Raw genomic sequence first — 26,020 nt, 5'->3', positions numbered from 1 at the left:
CACCTGGACGCAGGCGGCGCGGCGGGCACGACGGGCGGCGGAGGGCGGGGCGCCTGCGCCGCCTGCGTCCAGGTGGCCTCCGCGTCGCGCATGCGGCGCGACAGGAAGTCGAAGATTTCCGCCGACACCTTCTTCAGCTCCGGATGCGTGTCCGGGGACACGTGGTCCGGCGTGAAGCGCCTGGCCATGCGGAAGTAGGCCAGACGCAGCTCGTCCAGGCTGGCGGTGGGCTTGAGGCCAAAGACTTCGTGGGCCGGCAGGCTTTGCATGGCGCGCATCTGCGCGCGCAGGCGCTCGGCTTGCTGCAGCTCCAGGGAGGGCGTGGGGCGCGCGCTGGCGAACAAGTCGCTCAGCTCGGGCAGCTCCGGCAGGGCGACCCAGTTCGTCCCATCCCGAGAGGCGCGCACCGCGGCCTTCAAGCGCCCGGAGGAAATCAGTTCCCGGAGGGCCTGGAGCGCCAGGGGCCCCAGCACACGTCCGAGATGGTCCGCGACCCAGTAACCGACAGCAGAAGACGACACGAAAACACCCCGGGGGTCAGTGAGCCAACGCCTGGCGCACGGCCGAGGCGATCTCGAGCGGATGGAAGGGCTTGCCCACGAAGCCCACGGCGCCCGCCGCCATGGCCTGCTCCACGACGGGCTCCGCGTCCATGCTGCTGATGACCAACACACGCGTGGTGGGCGACACCGCCTTGATGGCGCCCAGGACCTCCAGTCCACTCTTCTTCGGCATGAACAGGTCCAGGAACATCACCGCGGGCTTCTCCCGCGCGGCCACGGCCAGGCCTTCCTCACCGTCCGCGGCCTCGAGCAGCCGCAGCTCGATGCCCGTGTCGGCGATGACGTCCTTGAGGATACGGCGCACGAAACTGTCGTCATCGACGAGCAGCAGGGTCGGGGTGTCGGACATGGCTCCGGATGATACTTGGACCGCGCAACATCCGCGCGGGGACATGGCACGCCTGCCCGCCTTTTTGGGTTAAGGGGTGGGCATGTCCACCGACAATGCTCTCTCACACTTCGAGTCGAAGAAGCAGATGTACCTGGAGGACCTCAAGTCCCTGGTCCGGATTCCCAGTGTCTCATTTCCTGGCTTCGATGCGACGCAGGTACGACGCAGCGCGGAAGCGACTGCACGGCTGTTGAAAGACCGTGGTTTTGAAAACGTTCAGCTACTCGAAATCGAGGGCACGCACCCCTACGTCTATGGCGAGGTGCTCAAGGCTCCGGGCAAGCCCACGCTGCTGCTCTACGCGCATCATGACGTGCAGCCCGCGGGTGATGAGGCCGCGTGGAAGAGCCCTCCGTTCGAGCCGGTGGAGCGCGACGGCCGGCTGTACGGCCGCGGCTCGGCGGACGACAAGGCGGGCATCGTCGTGCACACGTCCGCGGTGGAGTCGTGGCTGAAGGGCGCGGGAGCGTTGCCGCTCAACGTGAAGGTCATCATCGAGGGCGAGGAGGAGATTGGCAGCAACTTCCTGGGCGCCTTCCTCCAGGAGCACGCGGCGCTCCTGAAGGCGGATGCCATCGTCCTCACCGACACGTCCAACTTCGACACCGGCCTGCCGTCCATCACCACCGCGCTGCGCGGGCTCGTCACGGTGGACGTGGAGGTGCGGGCGCTGCGGCAGGCGGTGCACTCGGGCATGTGGGGCGGGCCGGTGCCGGACCCCGTCATGGCGCTGTGCCGGATGCTGGCCACGCTGACGCACGCGGATGGCTCCATCGCCATTGAAGGCATCCGCGAGCGCGTGAAGCCGCTGACGGACGGAGAGCGCCAGAGCATCGAATCCCTGCCCGGAGACGAGGCGCACTTCCGCGCGCAGTCGGGCCTTCTGCCGGGCGCGCAGGTGCTGGGAGGCGGGGCGCATCCGTGGGAGATGAACTGGCGTCAGCCGAGCATCGCCATCAATGCCATCCAGGCCAGCAGCCGCAAGGACGCGCGCAACATCATCTGTGATTCGGCCTGGGCGCGGGTGGGCATCCGCATCGTCCCGGACCTGGAGGCGCGCGACGTGGAGCAGCGCCTGAAGGAGCACCTGCGCAAGGTGTGCCCGTGGGGGTTGGACGTCCACTTCGACACGGAGGGCGCGTCCGGTTGGTGGTACACGGACCCGTCCCACCCCGCGTTCCAGGCGGCCTTCCGCGCGCTGGAGAAGGGATACGGCACGAAGGCGGTCGCCATTGGCTGCGGCGCCTCCATTCCCTTCGTGGAGCCCTTCGCGAAGGAGCTGGGCGGTGTGCCCGCGCTGCTCATCGGCGTGGAGGACCCGTACACATACGCCCATTCGGAGAACGAAAGCCTGCACCTGGGCGACTGGGAGAAGTCCATCCGCAGCGCCATCCACCTCTACGCGGAGCTGGCCGAGGCCCTGAGCGCGCGGAAGGCTTGAGCACCCGGTGGCTCCAGGGCCCTGGTCTCATTGAATCAGGGGCTTGATGTATCGTCAGCGTGATGTCAGGAGCGCTTGGGATGCATGGGGCGAACGCGGAGTTCTTCGAGTGGGTGTTGCAGGCTGCTGGCGAGCCGTCCTCCGCTCGTCTCCGTGCGGCCCCGAGTGCCAGGGAGGCCGTGGACCGCGCCGTCTCCCTGGCCGCGGCCCTCCAAGCCGCCGCGCCCGAGTCCAAGGCCTTCGCTCAACACCTGGGGGCGCTGCTTTCGCGAGCGGTGGACCCGGTGCTCGCGCTGGAGCGACTGCATGCCAGGGACGTCGCGCTCGCGCTCTCCTGCGCGCAGGGACTGCCAGCGGCCCGTGCGCTCCTGGAGCAGGAGGTCCTCCTCAAGCTGCGCGTCCCCCTGGCGCGCATCCACCCCTCGCCGGTGTTCACGGACGAGGTGTTGCAAGCGCTCCGGGCCAACCTCTTGATGCCTCGCGCGGAGGCTCCGTCCCGGTTGCTCGGGTACGCGGGCGCGGGCCCGCTGCTGCACTGGGTGAGCATCTCCGCGACGCGGCTCGCGCTGCGGATGCGCAAGGCGCTGGGAGAAGAGTCCCACGTGGAGGCTGAGGTGCTCGCCGCACACCCCGCGCCGGGCGGCCTGGAGCTGGGCTTCGTGCGGGAGGAGGCCCGGGGGCATGTGCGTGCGGCCTTCGTCCGGGCGGTGGCCTCGCTGGACGATGAGGACCGGGAGTTGCTGCGGCTGCACTTCGTGGAGCGCCTCTCCCTGGAGCGCATGGGCGCCCTGTTCGACCTGCACAAGTCCACCCTCTCTCGCCGGCTCACCGCGGTGCAGTCGCTGCTGGAGAAACGGACGCGGCGCGCGCTCGCTGAACGCCTGTCGTTGCCCGAGCCGGAAGTGGACAGCGTGATGCGCGCCATCCATGGACGGTTGGACTTGAGCCTCTCGGGCCTGCTGGAGGGGCGCGAGTGAGCTGCCCGGATGAGAACGCACTGTCGGGGTTCGCGAACGGCGCGTTGGACCCCGAGGGCATGACGACGGTGCGCCAGCATGTCTCCGGCTGCTCGGAGTGCCGGAGCGTGCTCGCCGCGTTGGGGGGGCTGGAGAATCCTCCCCCGTTGGTCGACACGGGGCTGCTCGTCTCCGGTGCGCGGGTGGGACGGTACGTGGTGCTCGGGCTGCTCGGCGAAGGTGGCATGGGGCGCGTCCATGCCGCTTATGACCCGGAGCTGGACCGCAAGGTGGCGCTGAAGCTGCTGAACCTCGCGAGGCTCGGGGAGGACTCGCTGGCCCAGGCGCGTCAGCGATTGGAGCGCGAGGCCCGCACGATGGCCCGCCTGTCGCATCCCCATGTCGCCCAGTTGCATGACGTGGGCGAGTTCCAGGGACAGCTCTTCCTGGTGATGGAGCTCGTCGAGGGCGGCACGCTCGGGCGGTGGCTGGCGGAGAAGCCGCGCACGCGCCGGGAAATCCTGGCGCGCTTCACCCAGGCGGCGGATGGGCTCGCGGCCACGCACGCGCTGGGCATCATCCACCGCGACTTCAAGCCCGACAACGTCCTGCTGACGCGCGACGGTCAGGTGCGCATCACCGACTTTGGCCTGGCCAACGCCGCGGTGGGACTGGGGCCTCCGCGGGAGGATGCGGCCATCGACTCTGGCGAGGCGCCGCTCACCGTCACCGGCACGTTCCTGGGGACGCCCGCGTATGGCGCGCCGGAGCAGCTTCGCGGAGAGCGGGGGGATGCCCGTTCGGACCAGTTCGCCTTCTGCGTCGCGCTCTACGAGGCGCTCAACGGGCAGCGGCCCTTCGCGGGTGCCACGCGCGAGGAACTCCTGGCGTCCATGCAGCGCCAGGAGGTGCGTCCGGAGCAGCGGGGCGTGCCCTCGTGGCTCAAGGCCGTGGTGCGGCGGGGCCTCTCCGTGGACCCGTCGCGGCGCTTCGAGTCCATGCAGGTGCTGCGAGCCCGCCTCGCGCGGGAGGTGGGGGCCTGGAAGCGCAGCGCGGCCACGGCGGTGCTCGCGGGAGGACTGGTGGGCCTGGGGTTCCTCGTGCTGGGGCCTTCCGCGGCGGCGCCGAGCGAAGCCTGTCAGGGCAGTGAACGGCACCTCGCGGGCATCTGGGACGCGTCCGTGCGTGAGTCCACGCGTCAGGCCTTCCTGGCGACGGGCGCCCCCGCGGCCGAGGCTTCGTTCCAGGCCGTGGCCTCCACGCTGGAGCAGTGGACGCAGGACTGGACGCGCGCGCATCAGTCCGCGTGCGAGGCGACGCGTGTCTTCGGCGAGCAGTCGGAAGCGGCGCTGGGGCTGCGGATGACGTGCCTGGACCAGCGGCTGGGAGAGCTGTCGCGGCTGACGGTGGCGCTCCAGGGCGCGGACGCGCGGACGGTGGAGCGGGGCTTCGGGCTGGGGGCGTCGCTCGGCGGCGTGGGCGGTTGCGCGGACGTGCGCACGTTGCAGGAGGCCGTGTCTCCGCCGGAGGACCCGAAGGCGCGTGCGGAGGTGGACGCGGTGCGCGCGGAGCTCGCGCGGGCGAACGCGGAGCGGCTCGCGGGGCATACCCCCGAGGGGCTGCGAATCGCGCTTGCCGCCCGGGAGCGCGCGCTCGCCACCCATCATCGGCCGCTGGAAGCCGAGGCGCATCACCTCTGCGCGCGATTGCAGGAGGACGCGGGAGCCATCGAGGACGCGCGCGTGTCCCTGGTCCAGGGCTCCCTGGCAGCCGAGGCCGGGCGGCATCTGGGCGTGCTCGCGCGGGTGCTGCACTTCCAGGCCTGGTTGCATGGGTACGGGATGGGCCAGCCCCAGGAGGCGTGGCCTTTCCTGCATCGCGCCCGGGCCGTGGCGGAGACGCTCAGAGACCCCGAGCTGGACACCATGCTGGACCAGGTGCAGGCGGAGCTCCTGGAGCAGGAGGGCCGCTTCTCGGAGGCCGAGTCGATGCTCCGTGCCTTGCTGGAAACCGCCAGCGCCCGGGGCCAGACGTTCACGCGCGCGGAGCTGAACGGCCGGCTGGGATTGCTGGCCCGGCAACAGGGACGGTTGCTGGAGGCGAAGCGTTGGCAGGAGGAGGCGCTGCGCGTCCATGAGACGCACTTCGGGCCGGCGCACCGGGACACGGGGCGGGCCCTGTCGAACCTGGGGGGCACGCTGGCCCTCCTGGGGGAACTCTCGAGCGCCGAGGCCGTCCTCAAGCGGGCGCTGGGCATCCTTCGCCAGTCGCTGGGGGAGGAGAACCTGTCAGTGGCCCGGACCTTGTCCAACCTGACCCTCGTCTACGTCGAGTGGGGGCATGCGGCCCAGGCGCGGGAGGCCGCGGAGGAGAGCTGGGCCGTGGCGCTCAAGAGCGTGGCCGCCGACAGCCCGGTGTTGATTGGGGTGAAGTCGAATCGGCTGGGGGTGCTGGGCGAGCAGGGCGAGCGCTTGCCGGAGCTGGAGTATGCCCGAGGCCTCCTGGCGCATCGCGAGCGTGCCTATGGCGCCACCCATCCGGAGGTGGCGCTGGATGCGCACGAGGTGGGCCGGCTGCTGCGACTGCTGGGGCGTCCGGGCGAGGCCCGTGGCTTCCACGCTCGCGGTGTCTCGCTCCAGCGGCCCCTGGCCGACAAGGGGGAGCTGGATGGCACGTCGCTGCGCTACCTGTCGGATGCGCTGCTCTTCCTGGGGCAGGTGGACGAGGCACGCCGTCACATCGAGCAGGCGCTCGTGGTCATGGAGAGAGATTTGGGGCCGTCGTCGTCCGAGCGCATGGAGGCGCTGCTGCTCCTAGGGGACGTCCATCTCGCGAGAGGTCAGCCCGCCGAGGCCCTGGTGCCGCTGCGGACCGCGCTGGCGGACCTCACGGCCCGGCAGGTGGTCTCCGCGCGTGTCCCCAGGGTGCGCCGCCGGCTCGCGCGGGCGCTCCGGTTGACGGGCGCGGTGGAAGAGGCCTGCGGAGAGGCCCGCCGCGCCTGGGAGGAGCTGTCCGTGTGGCGCAAGGCCTATGTCCAGGAGACGGCGGACGCGCGGACCGAGCTGGGGCACTGTCGCGGATGACAATCGATTGCATGGAGGAGCGCTGCCCGCGCGCCGGGGCGCGCTAGGGGGAGGTGTCCAGGTACGCGCGATGGCTGTTGGAGAACTCGAAGTTCGTGAACGCGTCCCAGTTGATGGACCAGGTCATCAGGCCCTTGAAGCCGGGGTAGCCGGCGGGGTTGCGTAGCACGTAGGTCCCGCCGAAGGATTGCCCCTTGAGCAGGTAGTCGAGCGCCTTGTGCACGTTGGCCGGCGTCGTGTACCCGCCGCCCGCCGCCTGCGGTGACGACGGCAGGCCGATGAGTACCTGGTCCGGCCGCAGCCCTGGGAACATCGCGCCGGTGTTGCCGCCGACGGGGAACCCCTGAAGCATCATCTCCGCCATGGCCACGTGGAAGTCCGGCGTGCTCTGCGCGTAGGCCCGGCCGTCGAGCGCCATGACGGTGCCGGTGTTGTAGTGCTGCACGTGCAGGTACGTCAGTCTGTCTCGCAGCGCGTAGATGACGGGCAGGTACGCGCCCCAGGGACCGCCGTACGCGGCCATGCCGCCCTGGACGTAGGCCGTCTCGGGCGCCATCGTGAGGAGGAAGCCCGGGCCGTTCTGGTTGAGGAGCTGGCGCGTGGCCTGGATGACGTTGACGATTCGCGGCGTGGTGGGGTTGCGGAAGTCGGTGTCGCCGCCGTTGAGCGACAGCGAGCTGCCCTCCAGGTCCAAATCCAACCCGTCGAAGCCGTAGGTGTCGATGAGGGCCTGCATGCTGGTGACGAAGTCCTGCCGCGCGGTGGCGTCATCCAGGTGGACGGTGCCATTCGCTCCGCCGATGGAGATGAGCACCTTGCGGCCCTGGCTCTTGAGCAGGGCGATGTCCGCCTTGAAGTCCGCGATGCTGGCGTTGTACGGCGCGAAGGCCATGCGGCCGGAGCCCGGGCCACCCACGGGCTCAGCGAAGGCGACCTGGATGACGTTGTACTTCGCGGAGACGTCCCGCAGCCGGATGTTCGTCGAGCCGTTGTCGAAGTTGTGCCAGTAGCCCACGATGATCTTGTTCCCCACGGGCTGCGTCCCCGTCGTTGTCGCGGAGACGCTATTGCTCACCGCCGAGCGGTTGCCCGCGGCGTCCCGCGCCTTCACGGCGAAGGAGTAGGTCGTGTTCGCGGCCAGGCCCGTCACCGTGGCGTGGGTGGCGCCCGAGGTGGTCGCGGACGCGGACGCGCTCCCGTTGACGAAGATCTCGTAGCCGGTGACACCAACGTCGTCCGTGGCGGCGCCCCAGGACAGCGACACGCTGCTGTTGCTCACGCCAGTGGCGCGCAGGGCGTTGGGGGCGGAGGGCGGCACGGTGTCGGGCGCGGGGCGCGGGGAGGTCGTCACGCTGTGCGCGCTGCTTGCCGCCGAGTGGTTGCCTGCGGCGTCGCGCGCCCTCACGGTGAAGGTGTACGTGGTGTTCGCGGCCAGGCCCGTCACCGTGACGTGGGTGGCGCCCGCCGTCGACGCGGAGGCGGACGTGCCCGCGTTGGTGAAGACCTCGTAGCCGGTAACGCCCACGTTGTCCGTGGACGCGTCCCAGGACAGCGACACGCTCTCATGCGTCTTCGCGGTGGATGTGAGCGACGGCGGCGCGGTGGGCGCCTGGGTATCCGGCGGCGGATTCCCTGTCCGCTCCATCCAGAGCGCCGGGGCGTTGGGGGGCTCCCATCCGACGAGGGACTGGTGCGACTGGCGGCAGTCGTAGCCCTTTCCTCCGTGGGAGACGATGTCGCCCACGGTGTACGAGGTGTTGGGCGCCCACGCGCCCCGGTCCGCCGCCAGGACATGCGCGGGGCGCAGGAAGCTGAGCAGGGTGGTGAGGACCACCAGGGCGACGAGGCCCGTTCGGTGGAGGTGTCCAGGAAGCTGCATGGCGTCTGCCTTTCGGCTGGGGGAGAAGCTCCACCCCTCAGAGAGAGGCTCCGCCTGTTTTTCGGGTCAAAACAGGAAAGTCCTGGCGGTTCGGCGATTTCCCCTGGATTCGGGCGGCGCTTCGCTGGTGTCCTCGATGCTGGGCTTCAGGAGCCTGTGCTTCCTGGAGGGGAGAGACCGCGTGGACGCTGTGGATACGAGGCTGGTCGCCAGCTACGCGGTGGCCATCACCTTCGACGTGCTGATGCCCGTGGGCATGGTGCTGTGGGCGCGCCGGCGGCTGGGCGTGGCCTGGAAGGTGGTGGGCTGGGGCGCGGCGGCGTTCGCGGTTTCGCAGTTGCTCACCCGGCTGCCCATGGTGCAGGTGGCGCAGTACTTCATGCGCGACGCGCTGAAGACGTCCTCGGTGCTGCTGGGCGTCTGGATTGTCGTGCTGTCCCTCACCGCGGGCCTCTTCGAGGAGACGGCGCGGCTGTGGGCCTTCCGCAAGCCGCTGAAGGACTTCCGCCGCTGGCGCGACGCGGTGGGCTTCGGCGTGGGCCACGGCGGCCTGGAGTCGGCGCTGCTGGTGGGCGGGCTGGCGGCGCTGGGGCTCGTCAACGTCATCGCCCTGTCCAAGTTGGACCCCTCCACCCTGCCGCTGAAGCCGGAGCAGGTGGCGCAGGTGGTGGAAGCCAAGGCCACCATCGCCGCGCTGGACTGGTGGATGCCGCTGCTGGGGGCCTACGAGCGGCTGGGCTCCATGGTGGTGCACATCGCGCTGTCGGTGGTGGTGCTCCAGCGCTTCATCCGTGGCGAGGTGAAGTGGTACTGGCTCGCGGTGGGCGCCCACGCCTTCTTCAACGCGCTGACGGTGGTAGTGGGGAAGCTGGCCACCGCGGCGTGGGGACCGCAGGCAGGGGCGTTCGCGGGCGAAGCCATGGTGACGGTGGCCGCGCTGCTGGGCCTGTGGGTCATCCTCTATTTCCGCCGCGTGGACGCGGAGCGCGACACGGCGGCGGTTCCGGCGCTGGAGTGAGCAGGCGCTAACGCCCGCGGAAGCGGTCCGTGGCATCCACCAGCGCGGAGGTGTTGCCCGGCTCGTTCGCGGAGTGCCCCGCGTCGGTCACCATGATGAACTCCGCCTCCGGCCACGCCTTGTGCAGGGCCCAGGCGCTCTCTGGGGGGCACACCACGTCATAGCGCCCCTGGACGATGACGGCGGGGATGTTGCGGATGCGGTGCACGTCGTCGAGCAGCTGGGTGTCGCTGCGCAGGAAGCCCCGGTTGACGAAGTAGTGGCATTCGATGCGGGCGAAGGCGAGCGCGAAGGTGTCCCCGCTGTTGCGCGCCACCAGCTCCGCGTTGGGGTACAGGCAACTGGTGCGTCCTTCCCACACGCTCCACGCGCGCGCGGCCTCCTGCTGCGCCTTCACGTCGGAGCCCATCAGCCGGCGGTGGTAGGCCGCCAGCAGGTCCCCACGCTCCTCGAGCGGAATGGGCTCCAGGTAGTACTCCCACGCATCCGGGAAGAGGGCGCTGGCGCCTCGCTGATAGAACCAGTCAATCTCCTGCTTGCGGAGCAGGAAGATGCCGCGCAGCACCAGCTCCGAGACGCGCTCGGGATGTGTCTGGGCATAGGCCAGGGACAGGGTGCTGCCCCACGAGCCGCCGAAGAGCTGCCACCGGGAGATGTCCAGGAACTCGCGCAGCCGCTCCATGTCGGCCACCAGGTCCCAGGTGGTGTTCTCCTCCAGGCTCGCGTGCGGCGTGCTGCGTCCGCAGCCGCGCTGGTCGAACAGGATGATGCGGTACGCGGTCGGGTCGAAGAAGCGGCGTTGGCGCGGGTCCGTTCCTCCGCCGGGCCCCCCGTGGACGAAGAGCACCGGCTTGCCCTCCGGATTGCCGCTCTCCTCGAAGTACACCTCATGCCCACCGGAGACGCGCAGGCGTCCGGTGCGGTAGGGCTCCAGGGGCGGGTACAGCGAACGCAGCGGCCGGTGGGACACGGGCACGGGCAGGCCTTCCGTAGCGGTGGGAGCGGCTGACCCTAACAGGGGCCCCGCCGGGGGCCTTCCGTCCGCTGGTGGCAGGGCGTCTGGAGTGTGCGGCGGGCTTCCTGCCCGGAGGGCGCTCTGTCAGGCAGGCCACGGACGATGTGACGGCGAGTTCACCGCGCCGCAACGTGGGCTTCGCGGACGGGGTGGAGACTGCCGGTTGTCTCCCACACCCCACGGAGCACGCCATGAACATCGCTTCGCTCATCCGTCCTGCGACTTCGCCTCACACGCCCGCGCCGCGCCGGCTGCGGCTGGTCCGCGTGCAGGCCACCGTCCTCGCGCAGGGCGCGGTGGGCGCCATGAAGGACGGCGTGAAGGCCTTCCGCCACATGTGTGACGTCCTCACGGGAGGCTATGCCCAGGCCCGGCACTGAGCCAGGCCATGCGTCTTCCGGCCCCGGGGCGTCAGGGGCCGGGTGCTTCACTCAGGAGGGCGCGCCCGGGCGCGGGCCGGTTCCCGGGCTCGAAGGCGCGTCCTCCTTCGGAGGCGGGGGCGGCACGCCCTTGCCCGCGGGCGCCACTACCCGCACCTCGGTGCGCTCGTCGAGCGCGAGCCCGTCACCCTTGGGCTCCGTCTCCGTCACGGAGATGACGTCGCCCCGGTTCAGCTTGAGGAAGCGCTCGTTGCGCTCGTTGCGGTGGCGCTCCTGCATCGCCAGGCCCACGCGGCCCTCGGGGCCGCAGCCGATGTAGCGGTGCCGGCCCTTGCCCTCCAGGGGCTCGGAGACGATGCGGAACAGTCGCCCGGGCGTCAGCTCCGGCCACGCCTCGTCCTTGGGGGCCAGCACCAGGTAGCTCATCTTCAGCGATTCCTTGTGCAGGCTCGCCGCGCGCGCCAGCTCCTCCACCACGCGAGGCATGGGCCAGGCGCGCTCGGCGTGGCACCAGTCCGTCTCCTTCACCAGGGCGGGGCAGGGGCCGCGGTACATGCAGGGCGCGCGGACGGCGTAGCCCTTGGCCACCATGGCGTCGCGCACGTGCAGCAGGCCGCGGCTCGTCTCGCGCAGCGCGGGCTCCATCACCAGCAGGCTGCCGCCGCGCTTCACCTTCGCCAGAATCGTCTCCAGCAGCGCGGCGCGGGGGGCCGTGGCCGCGTCCCCCGTGCCGTACAGCTCGTTGACGACGTGGCCCATCGTAATTAGGTCGAACTGGCCGTCAGGCAGCGTGGCGCCCTTCTTCGTCGGGTCCCAGTCGCGGGTGGCCAGGGCCTCACCGGCCTCGGCGGCCAGGTTTCGCGCCAGGGTGAGGGCGGCCTTGCTGCGGTCGGCGGCGGTGACCTGGCCCCCGCCCGCGTCCAGGGCGGCGAAGGCCACCGGGCCCGGACCGCTGCCCAGGTCCAGCACCTGCCGGGGGCGGTTCGGCAGCTCGCCGAGCACCTGCCGGGCCTGCGCATAGGACACCGGCCAGTAGAAGAGGAGATAGGCGCCCAAGAGCTTCGGGTCGTCCATGTACCGCGCGCCGGCGAGCTGCCGCTCCCGCGTGAGGCCCAGGGAGAGCTGGCGGACACCCGCGGCCACCTCCTTCACCTCCTGGGGCGCCAGGCGCGTCTCCGGCCCGCCGCCACCGCCCCGGCCGCGTGACGCGCGCCAGACGGCGATGAGCCGCGGCATCCATCGCTCCAGGTCCTTGCTGTATGCGTTGCTCATCGAACCCAGCCTTCACCTGTGAGGCCGCGTCCCGCCGCGGCCGTTGCCAACCGATTGTCGTCCCGCCAAGCCGTCAACGGCGAGATCGCCATGGAGGGGGAGAGCGCGTTAAACCCTGGTCGCACATGATTTCCGTTCGCGGCCTTCGCAAGCACTACAAAGTCCATAAGCGCCCGCCGGGCTTGAAGGCGGCCCTCCGCTCGCTCATCCACCGTAGCTACACCACGGTGAAGGCCGTGGATGGGATTTCCTTCGACATCCGCCCCGGGGAGCGGGTGGGCTTCCTGGGCCCCAATGGCGCCGGGAAGACGACGACGCTCAAGGTCCTCTCCGGCCTGCTCTATCCCTCCGACGGCGAGGTGACGGTGGACGGCCATGTCCCGCAGAAGCGGGAGGAGGCCTTCCTCAAGAAAATCATGCTCGTCATGGGGCAGAAACAGCAGCTCCTGTGGGACCTGCCTCCGGCGGAGACGTTCGAACTCAACCGCGCCATCTACGACGTGCCCCAGGCCCAGTACAAGAAGACGATGTCGGACCTGATTGAGCTCCTGGAAATCGGGGACCTCATCGGCAAGCCCACCCGTCAGCTGTCGCTGGGGGAGCGGATGAAGTGCGAGCTGGCCGCGGCGCTCATCCACCAGCCCCGGGTGCTCTTCCTGGACGAGCCGACCATCGGCCTGGACGTGGCCATGCAGGCCACCATGCGGACGTTCATCAAGGAGTACAACGAGAAGTACGGCGCCACGCTCATCCTCACCAGCCACTACATGGACGACGTGGCGGCGCTGTGCCCCCGGGTCATCGTCATCGACAAGGGCCTCCTGTCATACGACGGCGGCCTGGACGCGCTCGTGCAGCGGGTGCGGCCGGAGAAGCGCGTGGTGCTGCGCTTGTCGGAGGAAGTGGACGCCGAGCGCCTGTCTCCGCTGGGCCGGGTGGTGACGCACGAGCCCGGCACCGCGGTGCTCCAGGTCCAGCAGGAGGCGGTCAACGCCACCATCACCCGCGCGCTGTCCACGTTGCCGGTGATGGACCTCACGGTGGAGAACGCGCCGCTGGAAGAGGTGATGAGCGAGCTGTTCGCGGAGTCGAAGGCGCGCCGGGCGGCGGTGTCGGAGCCGGTGCCCGCATGAGCGCCCGGACCACACTGCGCGCCTTTCCCACGCTGCTGCGGGTGGGGTTCGCGGAGGCGGTGGCCTACCGCGCGGAGATGCTCATCTGGGTGCTGTCCACCACCATGCCGCTGGTCAACATGGTGTTGTGGATGGCGGTGTCACGCGAGGCGCCCGTGGGCCGCTTCGGCGAGGCGGACTTCATCAGCTACTTCCTGGCCACCTTCGCGGTGCGGCAGCTGGCCACGTCGTGGGCGGCGTGGCTCATCAACTGGGAGGTGAAGCAGGGGACGCTGGCCATGCGCCTGCTTCGCCCCATCTCCCCGCTGTGGGCCTACGCGGTGGAGAGCATCGCCGCCTTCCCCATGCGATTGATGGTCGCGGTGCCGGTGATGCTGCTGAGCGTGGCGCTGGTGGGGCAGAAGGCGGTGCCCCAGCACGCGTGGCAGTGGGGCTTCGTCGTGCTGTCGGTGATTGGCGGCTGGGCCGTGGCCTTCCTGGCCAACGTGGCCATTGGCGCGCTGTGCTTCTTCCTGGAGAGCAGCCAGAAGGTGCTCGAGGTGTGGCTGGTGCTCTTCTTCGTGTGCTCCGGCTACATGTACCCGGTGGAGCTGCTGCCGCCGACGCTGCGCACCATCATCGACTGGTTGCCCTTCCGCTATCAGATTGGCGTCCCGGTGGAGATGCTGACGGGGGCCTATGGCTGGGAGGAGTCCCTGCGGCTGCTGGCGGCCCAGTGGGCCTGGGTGGCGGTGCTGGGGGCGTTGGCGGCGGTGGCGTGGAAGCAGGGCGTGCGGCGCTTCGCGGCGTTCGGGGGCTGACGTGAAGGTAAAGCGCTATCTGCGGCTGCTGGGCATTCAACTCAAGGCGTCGGGGCTGCTGTCCCTGCAGTACCGCGCGGACTTCTTCACGGAGGGGCTGACGTCCCTCTTCTGGACCTTCACGGCGCTGGCGCCGCTGTTCGTCGTCTACGGTGAGCGGCCCAACATCGAGGGCTGGAACTTCGGCGAGGCGCTGCTCGTGGTGGGCTGGTTCACGCTGCTGCAGGGCATCCTGGAGGGCGCCATCAACCCCAGCCTCACGGGGGTGGTGGAGCACATCCGCAAGGGCACGTTGGACTTCGTGTTGCTCAAGCCGGCGGACGCGCAGTTCCTGGTGTCCACGCAGCGCTTTCAGCCGTGGCGGGCCTTCAACGTGCTGACGGGCATCGGGCTGTTCGTCTACGCCTTCATGCACCTGGGGCGGTGGCCGTCGGTGACGGGGCTGCTGGCCTCCGTGCTGCTGCTGGGGACGAGCACGCTCTTGCTCTACTCGCTGTGGATTCTGACGGTGAGCGCGGCGTTCTTCGTCGTGCGGGTGGACAACCTGACGTACCTGTTCACCTCCATCTTCGACTTCGCGCGCTGGCCGTCCTCCGTGTTCCAGGGCGTGGGGCGCGGCGTCCTGACGATGGTGTTCACGTACGTCATTCCGCTGGCGTTGATGACGACCTTCCCGGCGCAGGCCATGCTGGGACGGCTGCCGCCCCAGTCGCTCGTGGGCGCGGTGGTGGGCGCGGGGCTCTTCGCCTGGGGCTCACGTCAGGTGTGGCTGCGCTCCATCCGCCGGTACACGTCGGCGAGCAGCTGACGCGGGCATGAAGCGCCTCTCCCCAGCGCGGTGACGCGCGCCGCCCCGGGGAGAGGATGACCGCCAGGGCCTACTTCTTCAGGCCGCGGGCCGTGTCCTGGACGATTCGGGTCACGTTCGCGATACCGCCACCGACGATGTACCAGCTCGGGGCGTCCACCACGATGACCCGGCCCTGCTTGAAGGCGCGGGTCTGGCTGAGCTCCGGGTGCTTGGCCAGCGTCTCCAGGGCCTTGTTCTCACCCCCGCCGGTCGCGGCGCCGCGGTCCAGCACCACCAGCCACTCCGGGTTGGCGGCCACGGCCTTCTTCAGCAGGGCGGCCGCGGCTTCCTGACGGGCCTTCGCTTCGGGCGACCCGGCCGGCGGGCGCGGGCCGTCGTTGCTGCCCTCCGCCTTCGGGACCACGGCGTTGAAGCCCGTCAGCTCGTGGAGATAACCGAAGCGGTCGCCGGGCGCGTGCACCATGACGTTGCCATTCAGGGTGAAGAGCATCACGGCGGACTTGCCGCCCGTCAGCTTCTTCAGCGCCGCCCGCTCCTTCTCGAAGTTCTTCACCAGCGTGTCGGCTTCCTTCTGCTTGCCGAAGGCCTTGCCCAGCGCCAGCGTCTGGCCCGTCACGTCCTCCACGAAGTGGCCGGCGCGAACGGACATGTTCACGGTGGGCGCGAGCGCGCTCAGGGCCTCGGCCTGCTTCCGCGAGCGCCCACCCACCACGATGAGGTCCGGCTTCAGCTCCGCGAGGGCCTTGGTATCGGGCTCGAACAGGCTGCCGGCCTGGGGCACGCCATTGCTGTTGTAGGCGGACAGCGTGGCCGGGAAGGTGGCCTTCGGCACGGCCACGGCACGGATGCCGAGCGCGTTCAGCGTGTCGAGCACGCCGAGGTCATAGACGGCGAGGCGGGACGGCGTGGCTGGCACGCTCAGCGTGCCAGTCTCATGCTTCAGCTCGAAAGCAGCAGCGGGAACAGCGGTAGCCAGACCGGAGGCGAACAGTGCCGCGACGAGCGGACGATGGAAACGGCGCATGGGAGGTTCTCCGAAACGTGACCGCGAAAACCGAGGGACGTTCCGGCGGATATGCCACGCCGCTCCTCGGTTCGACAGCGGCGCCGGGCGAGTCAAGGAGCTCTGGATGGTTCATATTTTCATTTTGAGATTAGTTTGCATTATCATCAGTGCGGCGCGTTTGTCGCCGCTGCGCCCTCCGAAACAGGCCGGGAGAATTTGAAGGAGGCGGTCGTCGTTCGCCTGGCGAGCAATTCTGAAGTTGCTTGAATTGCATGGCCTGGCGCGGCGCGCCTTTGGCTTTACCCCGCACGGGTGGGTGCCCAAGGCCCCACGTATTGATGTGTTCAGTTTTGGGTGGTGCGATGGTCCGCCCGTGCAGGGCTGGGGTAAAGGCGCCGGGCGCGGTCCCGCCGCGCATCCCCCCGTCACACAAAGGACCCCCACCTATGTTTGAACCTGTCGGGTTCGGCCGGAAGGCCGCGCTCTTGATGACGCTCGTGTTCGCAGGATGCTCACACGAGGATTTTGCAGACGCGCTGCATGAGCCATGGAACCAGGACGCCGAGCTCGCCTCCGTCAGTTGGGTAGGCACCGCCAGCATGTCCACTCAGCGGCTGGACCATACGGCCACGGTGCTGCCCAATGGCCGCGTGCTGGTCGCCGGTGGCCAGTCCTCCACGAGCGCCGAGCAATACGACGTGGCGACCGCGCAGTGGCTCAGCGCGGGGAGCATGAATGTCATCCGCCGGCGTCACACCGCGACGTTGCTGCCCAATGGCAAGGTGCTGGTGGTGGGCGGTGACGTCGCCGCCGCGACCACCGGCACCGCGGAGCTGTACGACGTGGCCACCGGGACCTGGTCTTCCACTGGCAGCCTGGACTCCCTTCGCTCGGGACACACCGCCACGTTGCTGCTCAACGGCAAGGTGATGGTGATGGGCGGAGAGGACGGCACGGGAACCGCGTTGAGGACGGCGCGCCTGTATGACGCCGACACGGGGACCTGGAGCGCCACCCACAGCATGACGGCCCCGCGCATGGGACACGCGGCGACGCTGCTGCCCAATGGAAAGGTGCTGGTATCGGGCGGGCGCTCCAGTTCGTGGGGCACCGTCCTCCGGAGCGCGGAGCTCTATGACCCCGCCACGGGAACCTGGTCCTCCACCGCCGCCATGAGCTCGCCGCGCACGGGGCATGCTTCGACGGCGCTGCTGAATGGCAAGGTGCTGGTGTCCGGCGGGCTGGTGGATGACATCACCGCGACGCGCAGCGCGGAGCTGTACACCGTGGAGACCGGTGTCTGGGGTTCCGCGGGGGGCCTGATGCCCGTCGAGCGCGCGCACCACACCGCGACGGTGCTGCACTCCGGCGAGGTGTTCATCACCGGTGGCTCGGACGGCAGCGAGCCCTACCTCCAGAGCGCTGCATTGTATGACCCTGTCAACGCGCTCTGGAGCTCCACGGTTTCGATGGGCACCAGCCGGCTGGGCCATACCGCCGCGCTGCTGGGCACGGGGGAGGTGCTGGTCGCGGGCGGAAGCCCGGACGGCGTCCTGCGCACCGCTTCCGCCGAGCGCTACGTCCCACCCACGCTCCCCTGGCGCGCGGCCAATGCCATGCTGTCCGCGCGGTACCACCATTCCTTGACGGTGTTGTCTTCGGGCGAGGTCCTCGCGGCTGGTGGCACCGCGAATGGCAGCACGGCATTGACGGGCGCGGAGCGCTACTCCGAGGCCACGGGCCACTGGCTGCAGACGGGCACGCTGCTCACCGCGCGCTATCTCCACACCGCGACGCTGCTGCCCAATGGCAGGGTGCTGGCCGCGGGAGGCCAGAGCACGTCGTCCAGCTATCTGCCCTCGGCGGAGCTCTATGACGCGGCCACGGGCACGTGGACTGCCACGGGAGCGCTGGCCGCGCCGCGTGCGCGCCACACCGCGACGCTGCTGCCCAACGGCAAGGTCCTGGTGGCGGGAGGCCGGATGAGCTCCAGCTTCTCTGGCATGCTGGCCACCGCGGAGCTGTATGACGCGGCGACCGGGACGTGGACCGCCACCGGGGTGATGAGCCGCCGTCGGCAGTACCACACCGCGACGTCGCTGCCGTCCGGCAAGGTCCTGGTGGTGGGAGGCAACACGCAGGATGGAGACACGTCCTCGGCGGAGCTCTATGACGTGTCCACGGGGCAGTGGACGCTCACCGGCTCTCTGTCCGGGCCGCGCTATGGCCACACGGCGGTGGCGCTGCCGTCGGGCAAGGTGCTGGTGGCCGGAGGCTGGGGTGCGCGGGGGGCGCTCGCCACGGCTGAGCTCTACGACCCGGCGACGGGCACCTGGACCTCGCTCACGTCCATGCAGCACGCCCGCTACGGACCGATGTCCGCGCTGCTGCCCTCCGGCCGCGTGCTGGTGTTGGGCGGTGACGGAGGGGGCACCGTGGGCTTGTTGGCCTCGGCCGAGGTGTATGACCCGGCCAGCGGCCAATGGCACAGCGCCGGAACGCTGCCCACGGCGCTCACCAGCGCGGGCGTGGTGACGCTGGTGGGCTCTGGCCGCGTGCTGGTGTCGGGAGGTCTGAGCCCCAGCGGCTCGTTGTCCTCCGCCGGGTTGTACTCGCCCGCGCCCTGATTCCACGCCCCGCCCCGGGGGCTTGTGTCACCGGGGCGGGCTTTCGGATGCGGCCCGCAAGACAGCTCGAGGCTTGGGGTGTCGGCTGGGTGATGGCGGCGCGCTTTCGGGTGACCCGAGCCGCGTATCCACTGCTCCAATCCCCCAGTGGTGCATTCGAGGGGGACGCATGAATCGGATTCAAAGGGTGGTCATGGCGGGGCTGTTCGCCGGAGTGCTGGCAGGGGCTCCCGCGTCCTGGGCCGGCGCGGCGAAGACGCAATACCCCGTGGTGTTCGCGCACGGCATGGGCGGGTTCGATGACCTGCTCGGCTACGACTACTGGGGGAACGACTTCGGCACCTTCGTGGGCGAAGCCTGTGAGTCGCGCTTCGACACGAGTTGCAACAGCGACCTCGACCCGGGACAGCGCGCCTTCGTTGCACAGGTGGCGGCGTTTCAGTCCTCGGAGGTCCGCGGGTTGGACCTGGCGGACGACATCGAGGGCTTCATGGCGACGACGGGTGTCTCGAAGGTGAGCATCATTGGCCACTCGCAAGGGGGCATCGACGCGCGGAAGGCGGCGCGCGTGCTGCGGGAGCGCAGGGGCGCCACGTCGGTGGCGGTGCTGGCCAGTGTGTCTTCGCCGCACCGGGGCTCGCCGGTGGCGAAGTACATCCTCGACCAGAAAACGGGCGTCACCAGCGTCATCGCGGCGCTGGCGCGCTACTACGGCGACTCCGTCTATTCGCCGGGCAATGACGCGTATGCGGCGGCGAAGCAGCTCGTCTTCAATGACTATTCATCCTCGGACGGTGTCGTCACGGGCATGAAGGCCTTCAACGAGAAGTATCCGGTGAGCAGCAACTACGCGGAGCGCTACGTGTCGCTCATCACCGCGCAGTTCGGGGGGAATGTGAATCCGGCGCTGTACCTGTTGAAGGAGTTCCTCTTCGACATCGACGGCAATGGCTACTGCGCGGGGGATGGGGACAACGACGGCGCGGCCGGCTGCGGCGACGGCGTACGCAACGAAGCGGATGACGACGGCATGGTGGGCATCAACTCTCAGCAGATGGGGCGCCGGCTGCGCTACCACGACGCCTTCTTCGGCTTCGACTCGGTGACGGACGACACGTCCATTCTCGCGCTCAATGATTTGAACGCGCCATCGCGTCCGCAGAGCACGTCCATGTCCAGCGTGGTGCCTCAGGACCATGTGGATGTGGTGGGGGTCGGGCCGGACGCCTTCGATGAGCCGGAGTTCTACGCCGCCCTCATCCATTACATCTCACTGCATGATTGACGTGCCGGCGCGTCAGGCCCCGGGCTGCGGGGCTTCGACTTCCTCGGACTCCACGCCGTAGTACGCGAGGCACTCCACCTCGCGTCCGCGCACCACACGTCGGCCGTCGAGCGGACCGCCATGCGCAGTGACGATGGTGCATTGGCCCTCGTCGCCGTCCTGGTCGAAGTAGAGCACCACCCAGTCATGGGTGGCATTCTGCTGGTGGGCCAGCGCGGTGTTGGAGAAGAGCGCGCGGAAGTTCCACCCCTCCAGCTTCTTGCGGAGCACGGGCAGCCATGCTTCGCCAGAGGGATTGAACCGGCGCGGTGCAATCCGGCGCAGCTCGCCTGCGTCCGCGCGCCGCCGGTACTCCTCGTCCACCTGGAGCAGCACGCCCACGTCCGGCCGGGGGCCTTCATCCCGCCCTTCGCTCCGGCGTGCGGCGCTGCGCCGCTCCCTGCCCAGCCGCGCGCCCAGCAGCTCGCGCACCTGTTCGCTGCGCCGGGGGCCGAAGCCCTCCACGCGCTCCAGCCGTCCGTCGTGTGCGGCCTGCTCCAGCTCCTCCAGCGTCCGCACGCCCAGCTCGTCATGGATGCGGCGGGCCAGCCCCGCGCCGATGCCCGGCACGCTGGCCAGGAGTTGCTCTGGAGAGTGCTCTGTCTCCAGCCGCTGGAGCAGGGAAAGCTGTCCGGTGCGAATCAGCTCCGCCATCGCCGCGGCGATGCTCTTCCCCACGCCGGGGAGCTTGCGCAGCCCTGCTTCACCTTCCTCGGCCAGCAGCTCCGCCACGGGTTGAGGCCACTTCGCGATGGTGTCAGCGGCCTTCCGGTAGGCGCCGACCCGGAAGGGCATCGCGTCCTGCTCCTCCAGCAGGTCCGCGACGCGCTCCAGCGCATCCGCGACGTCAATGTTGTCCTTCCAGGCAACGCCCATGGCTGCCTTCAAGGTGGGGCGCGTCCAAGACGGTGGCCACCCCTGTCGCGGAGGTCGCGCCGTGGCACCGGGCTCGGCGGGCGGCCGGCAAGGCGGCCGGCTTGCAGCCCACGCTCATGACAGAAGCGCTCAGCCTGGCTCGCTCGTGGAGGCGCGAGGTCCTTCAATGACGACCTTCAGGCCGCGCGGCGGGTTGGGCGCGAAGGCGAGTGTGAAGCCGACGCGGTGGCACAGCTCGCGGACGATGGACAGGCCAAGCCCGCTGCCCCGGGTCGCCCGGCGCCGCGTGGCCTGCGTGCGAAACCCGCGCTCGCCCAGACGCTCGAGCTCCTCGGCAGAGAGGCCTGGCCCGTCGTCGAGCACGGTGAGCCGGAAGCGCCCGGGTTCCGCATCCTCCAGGACGGCCACGACGTGGCCCCCCGCCTCGCCATGCGTGACGGCGTTGTGGAGCAGGTTGCCCAGGGCCTGCTCCAGCATCGTGGGATTGCAGCGCACCCAGAGCGCCTCGTCGGGCCGGGAGCACTCCACGGTCAGTCCCAGCAACCGCGCGAGCTGCTGGAGCCTGCGCACCACGCGCTCCACGGTCAGCCCCAGCTCCACGCGCGGGTCGCCCGCCGTCGGGTCGATGCCCTCTCCGAGCTGGCAGGCGAGATGGAGGTTGTCCACCAGGGAGGTGAGATAGACGGTGTCCTCGATGCCCTGGCGGAGGAGCGCCGCGGTCGGCTCGGTGGGCGTCGTCGAGGCCAGCTCCAGCGACAATTGGAGCGAGGCAATGGGCGTCTTCAGGTCGTGCGCGACGTCCGCCAGGTGTCGCTCCAGCGCGTGTTTCTGGGCCTCGATGCGGGTGGCGTCCTCCTGGACACGGGCATGGGTGGCGTCGAGCACCCGTGACAGCTCGCCCAGCTCATCGTCCTGGCCATCCGCTGCGGAGCGATACCGGCTCGCCCCGAGCATCCCCGCCGCCCGGTGCAGACGACGCAGGCGCTGGAGGAGGGGGTGGACGACGACGAAGGTGGACAGCGTGGCCGCGAGCATCGTGAAGAGGACGGCGGCCACGAGGACCCACCCGCCCACCGTGGCGCGCTCGTCCATGAGCGGCCAGCGGAACTCCAGGAGGCTGCAGGGTCCGGACTCCGCGACCTTCAGCAGTGAGGCCCCCGCCCACGTGGAGTCCGGACGGAAGAGCGGGAGGTAGAAGAGGGTGGGCTCACGCTCGCCTCGGGCGAGTCGCGCGAGCAGCTCGGGGTCCGGCCGTGCGCCGGGCGAGCCCGCCCCCACCAGGGCAAGGTCGTACGCCTCCACCTCCACGCCGTCCGGGCTCCGGAAGTGCCACCCCGGTGTCGTCCGGCACTCCGAAGCCTGGGGCGCGAGCGCCAGGGCGGCGGACATCCGTACGCCATGCGACAGCGCGGCATCCACGCCCAGGACAATCGCGAGGAAGGACGCGCCCAGCGTGCCCAGCAGGCCCAGGAGCGCCGAGGCCACGAGGATGCGTTGGGCCAGGCGGTTGCGTAGCCTCACCGGGGCTCCTCGTCGGGGACGAACCGGTAGCCAATCCCCCAGGACGTCTGGATGCGCGCGCCCGCGGGCCCCAGCTTCTTGCGGATGCGCGCGATGTGAGAGTCCACGGTCCGGTCATCGCGCTCCTCGCTGGGCGGCAGCGCGTGCTGGGCAATCTGTGCGCGTGTCAGGGCCCGTCCCGGGCGCTCCGCGAGATAGGCGAGCACGTCGAACTCGTGGCGCGTGAAGGGCAGGGCGCCGGTGCCTTCGCGGCTCGCCTCGCGGGCGTCGAGGTCCAGGCTCACGTCGTCCCAGTGCAGCACGCGTCGCGGGCGCTCCTCCTGGAGAAGCAGCCGTGCGCGGATGCGGGCGACCAGCTCCTCCATCCAGAAGGGCTTGGGGAGGTAGTCCACCGCCCCCAGGCCGAAGGAGCGCAGCCGGGCCTCCAGTTCCTGTCTCGCGGTGAGGACGATGACGGGGACACGGAGCCGGAAGCGCCAGGCTTCCAGCAGCTCGAAGCCGTCCTGTCCGGGCAGGTTGAGGTCCAGCACCACCAGGTCGGGGTGCTCGCGCTCGGCCATCTCGAGCGCGAGCACGCCATCCGTGGCGAGCACCACCTGGAAGCCCGCGAGCTTCAATCCACGAACGATGCCCGCGGCGATGGGGGCATCGTCCTCCACAACCAGGATGCGCGCCGATGGGTTCATGGACACGGTCCCCAGGTGGGTTTCGTCGTGTCAGCGCTGTCGCTCAGTACACCCAGGTGTAGCCGCCGCCGACCGTGGCGCTCACGCCGTCTTTGGCGAAGGTGCTGACTTCCGCGCCGAGGCACATGACGAGGCCCGCGAGGTCGAGCCTGCCACTCGTGGCGAAGGCCGTCCATTCCTTCTCGGTGATGGGCATCTTGAAGACGACCTGGGCGCTACCGCAAAACTTGCCGACGCCGGCGCCGAGGCTGACCGTGAGCACGGGGCCGGCGAGCTTGGAGGGCATGTCTGCCCACGCGCCAAGCTGGAAGTTCATCGAGATACCCTTGGTGGCGCCTGCGACGCCCCCGATGCCGAAGAAGCCCCGGACTTGCGTCTGCCCCGGGTGGTCGAAGGCGATGCCGACGTTTCCCTCGGGGCCCAGGCCGAAGGTCGCGCTGCCGCCGCTGCCGATGGAGAGGGTCCCGAGCCCCTTGCTGCGCGCCTCGTTACCAGTGCGCTGGACCGACTCGTCCTGAGACAGCGAGCTGACTGTCTTGTTCGTGTCCTCGTCCTTCTTCTTCTGGGAAGACTGGCCCACGAGGAAGTCCACCTCCTTGCGGCGGGTGGGATTCGTCAGCAGCGCGGAGCCCGTCTCGGCCATGCTCTCGAGGAGGGCCAGGTGCTTGCGGTAGACGTCCTCGGCCAGCGCCTCGGCGACGTCGCTCAGCGCGTCCGTGAGGAAGCGGGTGGACAGCTCCACCATCTCGTTCCACGCGGCTTCCCCAGCAGCCAGGGACTCCGCATACGCCTGCTCCGCCAGCTTCGCGGTGTCGCGGGTGAGGGTGTCCACCTCCCGGGCGAGCTGCTCGGCCTCACGGCTCACCTGGTTGGAGACCGTGCCGGCAGTCCCTGTGACGGTATCGGCCGCCTTGTTGGCGGTATCCACCACCGTGTTACCCGCCTTCTTTGCCGTCTTCTTGACCTTCTTCACCGCTTTCTTGAACGACTTGCTGATGCTCGACACGTGAGGACCCCCTCGGCGGCGTTGAGGGACCCACCTTGCGGGAGAAGTGTTGAGGGACTGTGGAGCGCGCCTTCATGCGCCGTCCGCGACGACGGCGTCCGCTTCAATCTCCACCAGGATTTCGGGGGAGATGAGGCGGCTGACCTCCACCATCGACGTGGCGGGGCGGATGTGGGCGAAGAACTCTCCATGCGCCCGGCCGACCGCTTCCCACTGCTGGATGTCCACGACGTACAGGCGCGTGCGCACCACGTCCTCCAGCCGGGCGCCCAGGGCCTCCAAGGCGGATTGGATGTTCTGGAGCGTCTGCCGGGCCTGCAGGTAGGCGTCCCCCACGCCCACGATGTGTCCCTGGGCATCGGTGGCCGTCGTCCCGGACACGGAGACGAAGGGGCCCACACGCACGGCGCGCGAGTAGCCCACCTGGGGCTCCCACGGGGTTCCAGTGGAATGCTGGGTGCGCTTCATGGGGGCTCCGAGGGTAGGTGTGGGTCGGCAGCCTCGCATGGGGCCCTGGCCGTTCGGCAAGCGCCGCTTGCAAGCTGCAAGGAAACACCGCCCGTGATAGTTGGCCCCGGGTCATGACGAACGAGCTCCATAGGGAGGTCGCCCGGCGGCGCACCTTCGCGATCATCTCCCACCCCGACGCGGGCAAGACGACCCTCACCGAGAAGCTGCTGCTCTACGGCGGCGCCATCCATCTGGCTGGAAGCGTGAAGGCCAAGCGGGCGCGGCGGCATGCCACGTCCGACTGGATGGAGCTGGAGAAGGAGCGCGGCATCTCCGTCACCTCGTCCGTCCTCCAGTTCAGCTACCGCGACCACTCGGTGAACCTCCTGGACACGCCGGGCCACCAGGACTTCTCCGAGGACACCTACCGCACCCTGGCCGCGGCGGACGCGGCGGTGATGCTCATCGACGCCGCCAAAGGCGTGGAGCCGCAGACCAAGAAGCTCTTCAAGGTCTGCCGCATGCGGGGCATCCCCATCTTCACCTTCGTCAACAAGCTGGACCGCTACGGCCGCGAGCCGTTGGAGTTGATGAACGAGCTGGAGCAGGTGCTCGGTATCCGCTCCTATCCGATGAACTGGCCCATCGGCATGGGCCCGGACTTCCGCGGCGTCTATGACCGGCAGGCCCGCGTCGTCCACGTCTTCTCCACTGAGGGTTCCCACGGCGAGTCCGAGGTGAGCGAGCGCTCGGTCGCCATCGACTCGGATGAAATCAAGACGGTCCTCACCGAGACGGAGCTGGCGAAGCTGCACGAGGAAATCGAGCTGCTGGACATCGGCGGCGACGAGTTCACCCGCGAGAAGAGCGATGCGGGGCAGCTCACGCCCATGTTCTTCGGCAGCGCGATGACCAACTTCGGCGTGCGCCCGTTCCTGGATGCCTTCCTGGACCTGGCCCCCGCGCCCACGTCGCGCCTGACGACGCAGGGGCCGCGCGAGCCCACCCACCCGAAGTTCGCCGGCTTCGTCTTCAAGATTCAGGCGAACATGGACCCCGCGCACCGCGACCGCATCGCCTTCATGCGCGTGGTGAGCGGCCGGTACGTGAAGGGCATGAGCGCCTTCCACTCGCGCCTGGGCAAGGACGTCCGTCTGGCCAAGCCGAGCCAGTTCATGGCCGCCGAGCGCACCTCCATCGAGGACGCGTGGCCTGGGGACGTCATCGGTCTGTTCGACCCGGGGCTGTACCGCATCGGCGACACGCTGGCGGAGGGCACTGGCGTGGAGTTCGAGGGCGTGCCGCGCTTCAGCCCGGAGTTCTTCGCCGTCGTCCGCAGCCGGGATCCGCTCCGCCGCAAGCAGATGGAGAAGGGCCTGGAGCAGCTCTCCGAGGAGGGCACGGTGCAAATCTTCCAGCAGCTGCAGATGGGCATGAAGGACCCCATCGTCGGCGTGGTGGGCGCGCTCCAGTTCGAGGTCCTCCAGTACCGTCTGGAGCACGAGTACGGCGCGAAGATCGCGCTCGATCGGCTGCCCTTCAGCCATGCGCGCTGGGTGGTGGGCGCCAACTTCGACCCGAAGGCGTTCGACTGGGAAGGCAACCGACAGACGGTGCAGGACCGGGACGGATTGCCCCTGGTGCTCTTCCGGGATGACTGGGCGCTCCAGCACGCCGAGGACAAGCACCCGGAGCTGAAGTTCGTCTCGGAGGCCCCGCAGTTGCGGCAGGCCACCCCCGTGGCTTCGGGCGGCTGAGGCCCGTTGGCCGGGTTGTACCAGC

Annotated in this window: 22 protein-coding genes; 11 read left to right on the top strand and 11 right to left on the bottom strand. The window is 69.7% G+C overall.

Going from position 1 to position 26,020, the window contains the following annotated elements:
• Together FMP39_RS25410 and FMP39_RS25405 are read right to left on the bottom strand one after the other, a co-directional pair.
• A partial coding sequence (locus tag FMP39_RS25410) for a J domain-containing protein (RefSeq protein ID WP_228558323.1) occupies nucleotides 1–521 on the bottom strand: 521 nt, incomplete at its 3' end.
• A 16-nt stretch (nucleotides 522–537) separates the two neighbouring features.
• Entirely contained in the window at nucleotides 538–912 is a 375-nt protein-coding gene (locus FMP39_RS25405) for a response regulator (RefSeq protein WP_011555961.1), read from the bottom strand.
• An 82-nt stretch (nucleotides 913–994) separates the two neighbouring features.
• Here FMP39_RS25405 and FMP39_RS25400 point away from each other — a divergent pair, with 82 nt between their 5' ends.
• The 3 genes from FMP39_RS25400 (at nucleotide 995) to FMP39_RS25390 (ending at nucleotide 6,434) form a co-directional block, all read left to right on the top strand.
• Nucleotides 995–2,395 (top strand): M20/M25/M40 family metallo-hydrolase, encoded by a 1,401-nt coding sequence (locus FMP39_RS25400; protein WP_194858557.1) that lies wholly within the window; start codon nucleotides 995–997, stop codon nucleotides 2,393–2,395.
• A gap of 80 nt (nucleotides 2,396–2,475) precedes the next feature.
• On the top strand, nucleotides 2,476–3,372 hold the full coding sequence (locus FMP39_RS25395; RefSeq protein ID WP_141592775.1) for a transcriptional regulator: 897 nt from the start codon (nucleotides 2,476–2,478) through the stop codon (nucleotides 3,370–3,372).
• Nucleotides 3,369–6,434, top strand: coding sequence for a tetratricopeptide repeat protein (locus tag FMP39_RS25390; RefSeq protein WP_141592774.1), 3,066 nt, complete (start codon nucleotides 3,369–3,371; stop codon nucleotides 6,432–6,434). The genes FMP39_RS25395 and FMP39_RS25390 overlap by 4 nt, the downstream gene beginning before the upstream one ends.
• Before the next feature lie 43 nt (nucleotides 6,435–6,477).
• Here FMP39_RS25390 and FMP39_RS25385 read toward each other — a convergent pair whose 3' ends face one another.
• A complete protein-coding gene (locus FMP39_RS25385) occupies nucleotides 6,478–8,313 on the bottom strand; it encodes a glycosyl hydrolase family 18 protein (RefSeq protein WP_141592773.1) in 1,836 nt (611 codons plus the stop codon).
• A 181-nt stretch (nucleotides 8,314–8,494) separates the two neighbouring features.
• Here FMP39_RS25385 and FMP39_RS25380 point away from each other — a divergent pair, with 181 nt between their 5' ends.
• On the top strand, nucleotides 8,495–9,331 hold the full coding sequence (locus FMP39_RS25380; RefSeq protein ID WP_228558322.1) for a YhfC family intramembrane metalloprotease: 837 nt from the start codon (nucleotides 8,495–8,497) through the stop codon (nucleotides 9,329–9,331).
• Nucleotides 9,332–9,338: 7 nt separating this feature from the next.
• Here the strand turns inward: FMP39_RS25380 and pip are convergent, their stop codons facing one another.
• Nucleotides 9,339–10,307, bottom strand: a complete 969-nt coding sequence (pip, locus tag FMP39_RS25375) for a prolyl aminopeptidase (protein WP_141592771.1) — start codon at nucleotides 10,305–10,307, stop codon at nucleotides 9,339–9,341.
• Between the two features lie 230 nt (nucleotides 10,308–10,537).
• Between pip and FMP39_RS25370 the strand changes: the two genes are divergently transcribed.
• The gene (locus tag FMP39_RS25370; RefSeq protein WP_020478821.1) at nucleotides 10,538–10,726 is read left to right on the top strand and encodes a hypothetical protein; all 189 of its coding nucleotides are present in this window, start codon (nucleotides 10,538–10,540) and stop codon (nucleotides 10,724–10,726) included.
• Nucleotides 10,727–10,777: 51 nt separating this feature from the next.
• Here the strand turns inward: FMP39_RS25370 and FMP39_RS25365 are convergent, their stop codons facing one another.
• Nucleotides 10,778–11,998, bottom strand: a complete 1,221-nt coding sequence (locus FMP39_RS25365; protein WP_141592770.1) for a small ribosomal subunit Rsm22 family protein — start codon at nucleotides 11,996–11,998, stop codon at nucleotides 10,778–10,780.
• Nucleotides 11,999–12,123: 125 nt separating this feature from the next.
• Between FMP39_RS25365 and FMP39_RS25360 the strand changes: the two genes are divergently transcribed.
• The 3 genes from FMP39_RS25360 to FMP39_RS25350 are packed head-to-tail and all read left to right on the top strand — an operon-like array spanning nucleotide 12,124 to nucleotide 14,739.
• Nucleotides 12,124–13,131 (top strand): ATP-binding cassette domain-containing protein, encoded by a 1,008-nt coding sequence (locus FMP39_RS25360; protein ID WP_141592769.1) that lies wholly within the window; start codon nucleotides 12,124–12,126, stop codon nucleotides 13,129–13,131.
• A complete protein-coding gene (locus tag FMP39_RS25355; RefSeq protein WP_141592768.1) occupies nucleotides 13,128–13,931 on the top strand; it encodes an ABC-2 family transporter protein in 804 nt (267 codons plus the stop codon). The genes FMP39_RS25360 and FMP39_RS25355 overlap by 4 nt, the downstream gene beginning before the upstream one ends.
• A 1-nt stretch (nucleotide 13,932) precedes the next feature.
• Nucleotides 13,933–14,739 (top strand): ABC transporter permease, encoded by an 807-nt coding sequence (locus FMP39_RS25350; protein ID WP_011555950.1) that lies wholly within the window; start codon nucleotides 13,933–13,935, stop codon nucleotides 14,737–14,739.
• A 70-nt stretch (nucleotides 14,740–14,809) separates the two neighbouring features.
• Here the strand turns inward: FMP39_RS25350 and FMP39_RS25345 are convergent, their stop codons facing one another.
• A complete protein-coding gene (locus FMP39_RS25345) occupies nucleotides 14,810–15,766 on the bottom strand; it encodes a siderophore ABC transporter substrate-binding protein (RefSeq protein ID WP_141592767.1) in 957 nt (318 codons plus the stop codon).
• A gap of 581 nt (nucleotides 15,767–16,347) precedes the next feature.
• Between FMP39_RS25345 and FMP39_RS25340 the strand changes: the two genes are divergently transcribed.
• Together FMP39_RS25340 and FMP39_RS25335 are read left to right on the top strand one after the other, a co-directional pair.
• Nucleotides 16,348–18,375, top strand: a complete 2,028-nt coding sequence (locus FMP39_RS25340; RefSeq protein ID WP_228558321.1) for a kelch repeat-containing protein — start codon at nucleotides 16,348–16,350, stop codon at nucleotides 18,373–18,375.
• 169 nt (nucleotides 18,376–18,544) lie between these two features.
• Entirely contained in the window at nucleotides 18,545–19,660 is a 1,116-nt protein-coding gene (locus FMP39_RS25335) for a triacylglycerol lipase (protein WP_141592766.1), read from the top strand.
• A gap of 12 nt (nucleotides 19,661–19,672) precedes the next feature.
• Here the strand turns inward: FMP39_RS25335 and FMP39_RS25330 are convergent, their stop codons facing one another.
• The 5 genes from FMP39_RS25330 to FMP39_RS25310 form a co-directional block, all read right to left on the bottom strand.
• Nucleotides 19,673–20,575 (bottom strand): helix-hairpin-helix domain-containing protein, encoded by a 903-nt coding sequence (locus FMP39_RS25330; RefSeq protein ID WP_194858556.1) that lies wholly within the window; start codon nucleotides 20,573–20,575, stop codon nucleotides 19,673–19,675.
• A 129-nt stretch (nucleotides 20,576–20,704) separates the two neighbouring features.
• A complete protein-coding gene (locus tag FMP39_RS25325; RefSeq protein WP_141592764.1) occupies nucleotides 20,705–22,096 on the bottom strand; it encodes a cell wall metabolism sensor histidine kinase WalK in 1,392 nt (463 codons plus the stop codon).
• Nucleotides 22,093–22,782 (bottom strand): response regulator transcription factor, encoded by a 690-nt coding sequence (locus tag FMP39_RS25320; protein WP_043613108.1) that lies wholly within the window; start codon nucleotides 22,780–22,782, stop codon nucleotides 22,093–22,095. Before FMP39_RS25320 ends, FMP39_RS25325 begins: the two co-directional genes overlap by 4 nt.
• Before the next feature lie 43 nt (nucleotides 22,783–22,825).
• Nucleotides 22,826–23,788 (bottom strand): hypothetical protein, encoded by a 963-nt coding sequence (locus FMP39_RS25315; protein WP_141592763.1) that lies wholly within the window; start codon nucleotides 23,786–23,788, stop codon nucleotides 22,826–22,828.
• 72 nt (nucleotides 23,789–23,860) lie between these two features.
• Nucleotides 23,861–24,256 (bottom strand): RidA family protein, encoded by a 396-nt coding sequence (locus FMP39_RS25310; RefSeq protein WP_141592762.1) that lies wholly within the window; start codon nucleotides 24,254–24,256, stop codon nucleotides 23,861–23,863.
• 113 nt (nucleotides 24,257–24,369) lie between these two features.
• On the opposite strand from FMP39_RS25310, the gene FMP39_RS25305 reads away from it, so the two are divergent.
• A complete protein-coding gene (locus tag FMP39_RS25305) occupies nucleotides 24,370–25,995 on the top strand; it encodes a peptide chain release factor 3 (RefSeq protein WP_141592761.1) in 1,626 nt (541 codons plus the stop codon).
• The last annotated feature ends 25 nt before the right edge of the window (nucleotides 25,996–26,020 follow it).

Origin of the sequence: Myxococcus sp. AB056 (genome assembly GCF_006547365.1) — a bacterium.
Lineage (GTDB): Bacteria > Myxococcota > Myxococcia > Myxococcales > Myxococcaceae > Myxococcus > Myxococcus virescens.
This window is presented reverse-complemented; position numbering and strand designations above follow the sequence as displayed.

What these genes read in the sequence shown, in the direction of transcription:
- FMP39_RS25355 (WP_141592768.1), top strand. Translation starts at nt 13,128, where the DNA reads ATGAGCGCCCGGACCACACTGCGCGCCTTTCCCACGCTGCTGCGGGTG.
- FMP39_RS25400 (WP_194858557.1), top strand. Translation starts at nt 995, where the DNA reads ATGTCCACCGACAATGCTCTCTCACACTTCGAGTCGAAGAAGCAGATG.
- FMP39_RS25360 (WP_141592769.1), top strand. Translation starts at nt 12,124, where the DNA reads ATGATTTCCGTTCGCGGCCTTCGCAAGCACTACAAAGTCCATAAGCGC.
- FMP39_RS25330 (WP_194858556.1), bottom strand. Translation starts at nt 20,575, where the DNA reads ATGGGCGTTGCCTGGAAGGACAACATTGACGTCGCGGATGCGCTGGAG.
- FMP39_RS25335 (WP_141592766.1), top strand. Translation starts at nt 18,545, where the DNA reads ATGAATCGGATTCAAAGGGTGGTCATGGCGGGGCTGTTCGCCGGAGTG.
- FMP39_RS25365 (WP_141592770.1), bottom strand. Translation starts at nt 11,998, where the DNA reads ATGAGCAACGCATACAGCAAGGACCTGGAGCGATGGATGCCGCGGCTC.
- FMP39_RS25340 (WP_228558321.1), top strand. Translation starts at nt 16,348, where the DNA reads ATGTCCACTCAGCGGCTGGACCATACGGCCACGGTGCTGCCCAATGGC.
- FMP39_RS25370 (WP_020478821.1), top strand. Translation starts at nt 10,538, where the DNA reads ATGAACATCGCTTCGCTCATCCGTCCTGCGACTTCGCCTCACACGCCC.
- FMP39_RS25305 (WP_141592761.1), top strand. Translation starts at nt 24,370, where the DNA reads ATGACGAACGAGCTCCATAGGGAGGTCGCCCGGCGGCGCACCTTCGCG.
- FMP39_RS25395 (WP_141592775.1), top strand. Translation starts at nt 2,476, where the DNA reads ATGCATGGGGCGAACGCGGAGTTCTTCGAGTGGGTGTTGCAGGCTGCT.
- FMP39_RS25345 (WP_141592767.1), bottom strand. Translation starts at nt 15,766, where the DNA reads ATGCGCCGTTTCCATCGTCCGCTCGTCGCGGCACTGTTCGCCTCCGGT.
- FMP39_RS25385 (WP_141592773.1), bottom strand. Translation starts at nt 8,313, where the DNA reads ATGCAGCTTCCTGGACACCTCCACCGAACGGGCCTCGTCGCCCTGGTG.
- FMP39_RS25310 (WP_141592762.1), bottom strand. Translation starts at nt 24,256, where the DNA reads ATGAAGCGCACCCAGCATTCCACTGGAACCCCGTGGGAGCCCCAGGTG.
- FMP39_RS25405 (WP_011555961.1), bottom strand. Translation starts at nt 912, where the DNA reads ATGTCCGACACCCCGACCCTGCTGCTCGTCGATGACGACAGTTTCGTG.
- FMP39_RS25320 (WP_043613108.1), bottom strand. Translation starts at nt 22,782, where the DNA reads ATGAACCCATCGGCGCGCATCCTGGTTGTGGAGGACGATGCCCCCATC.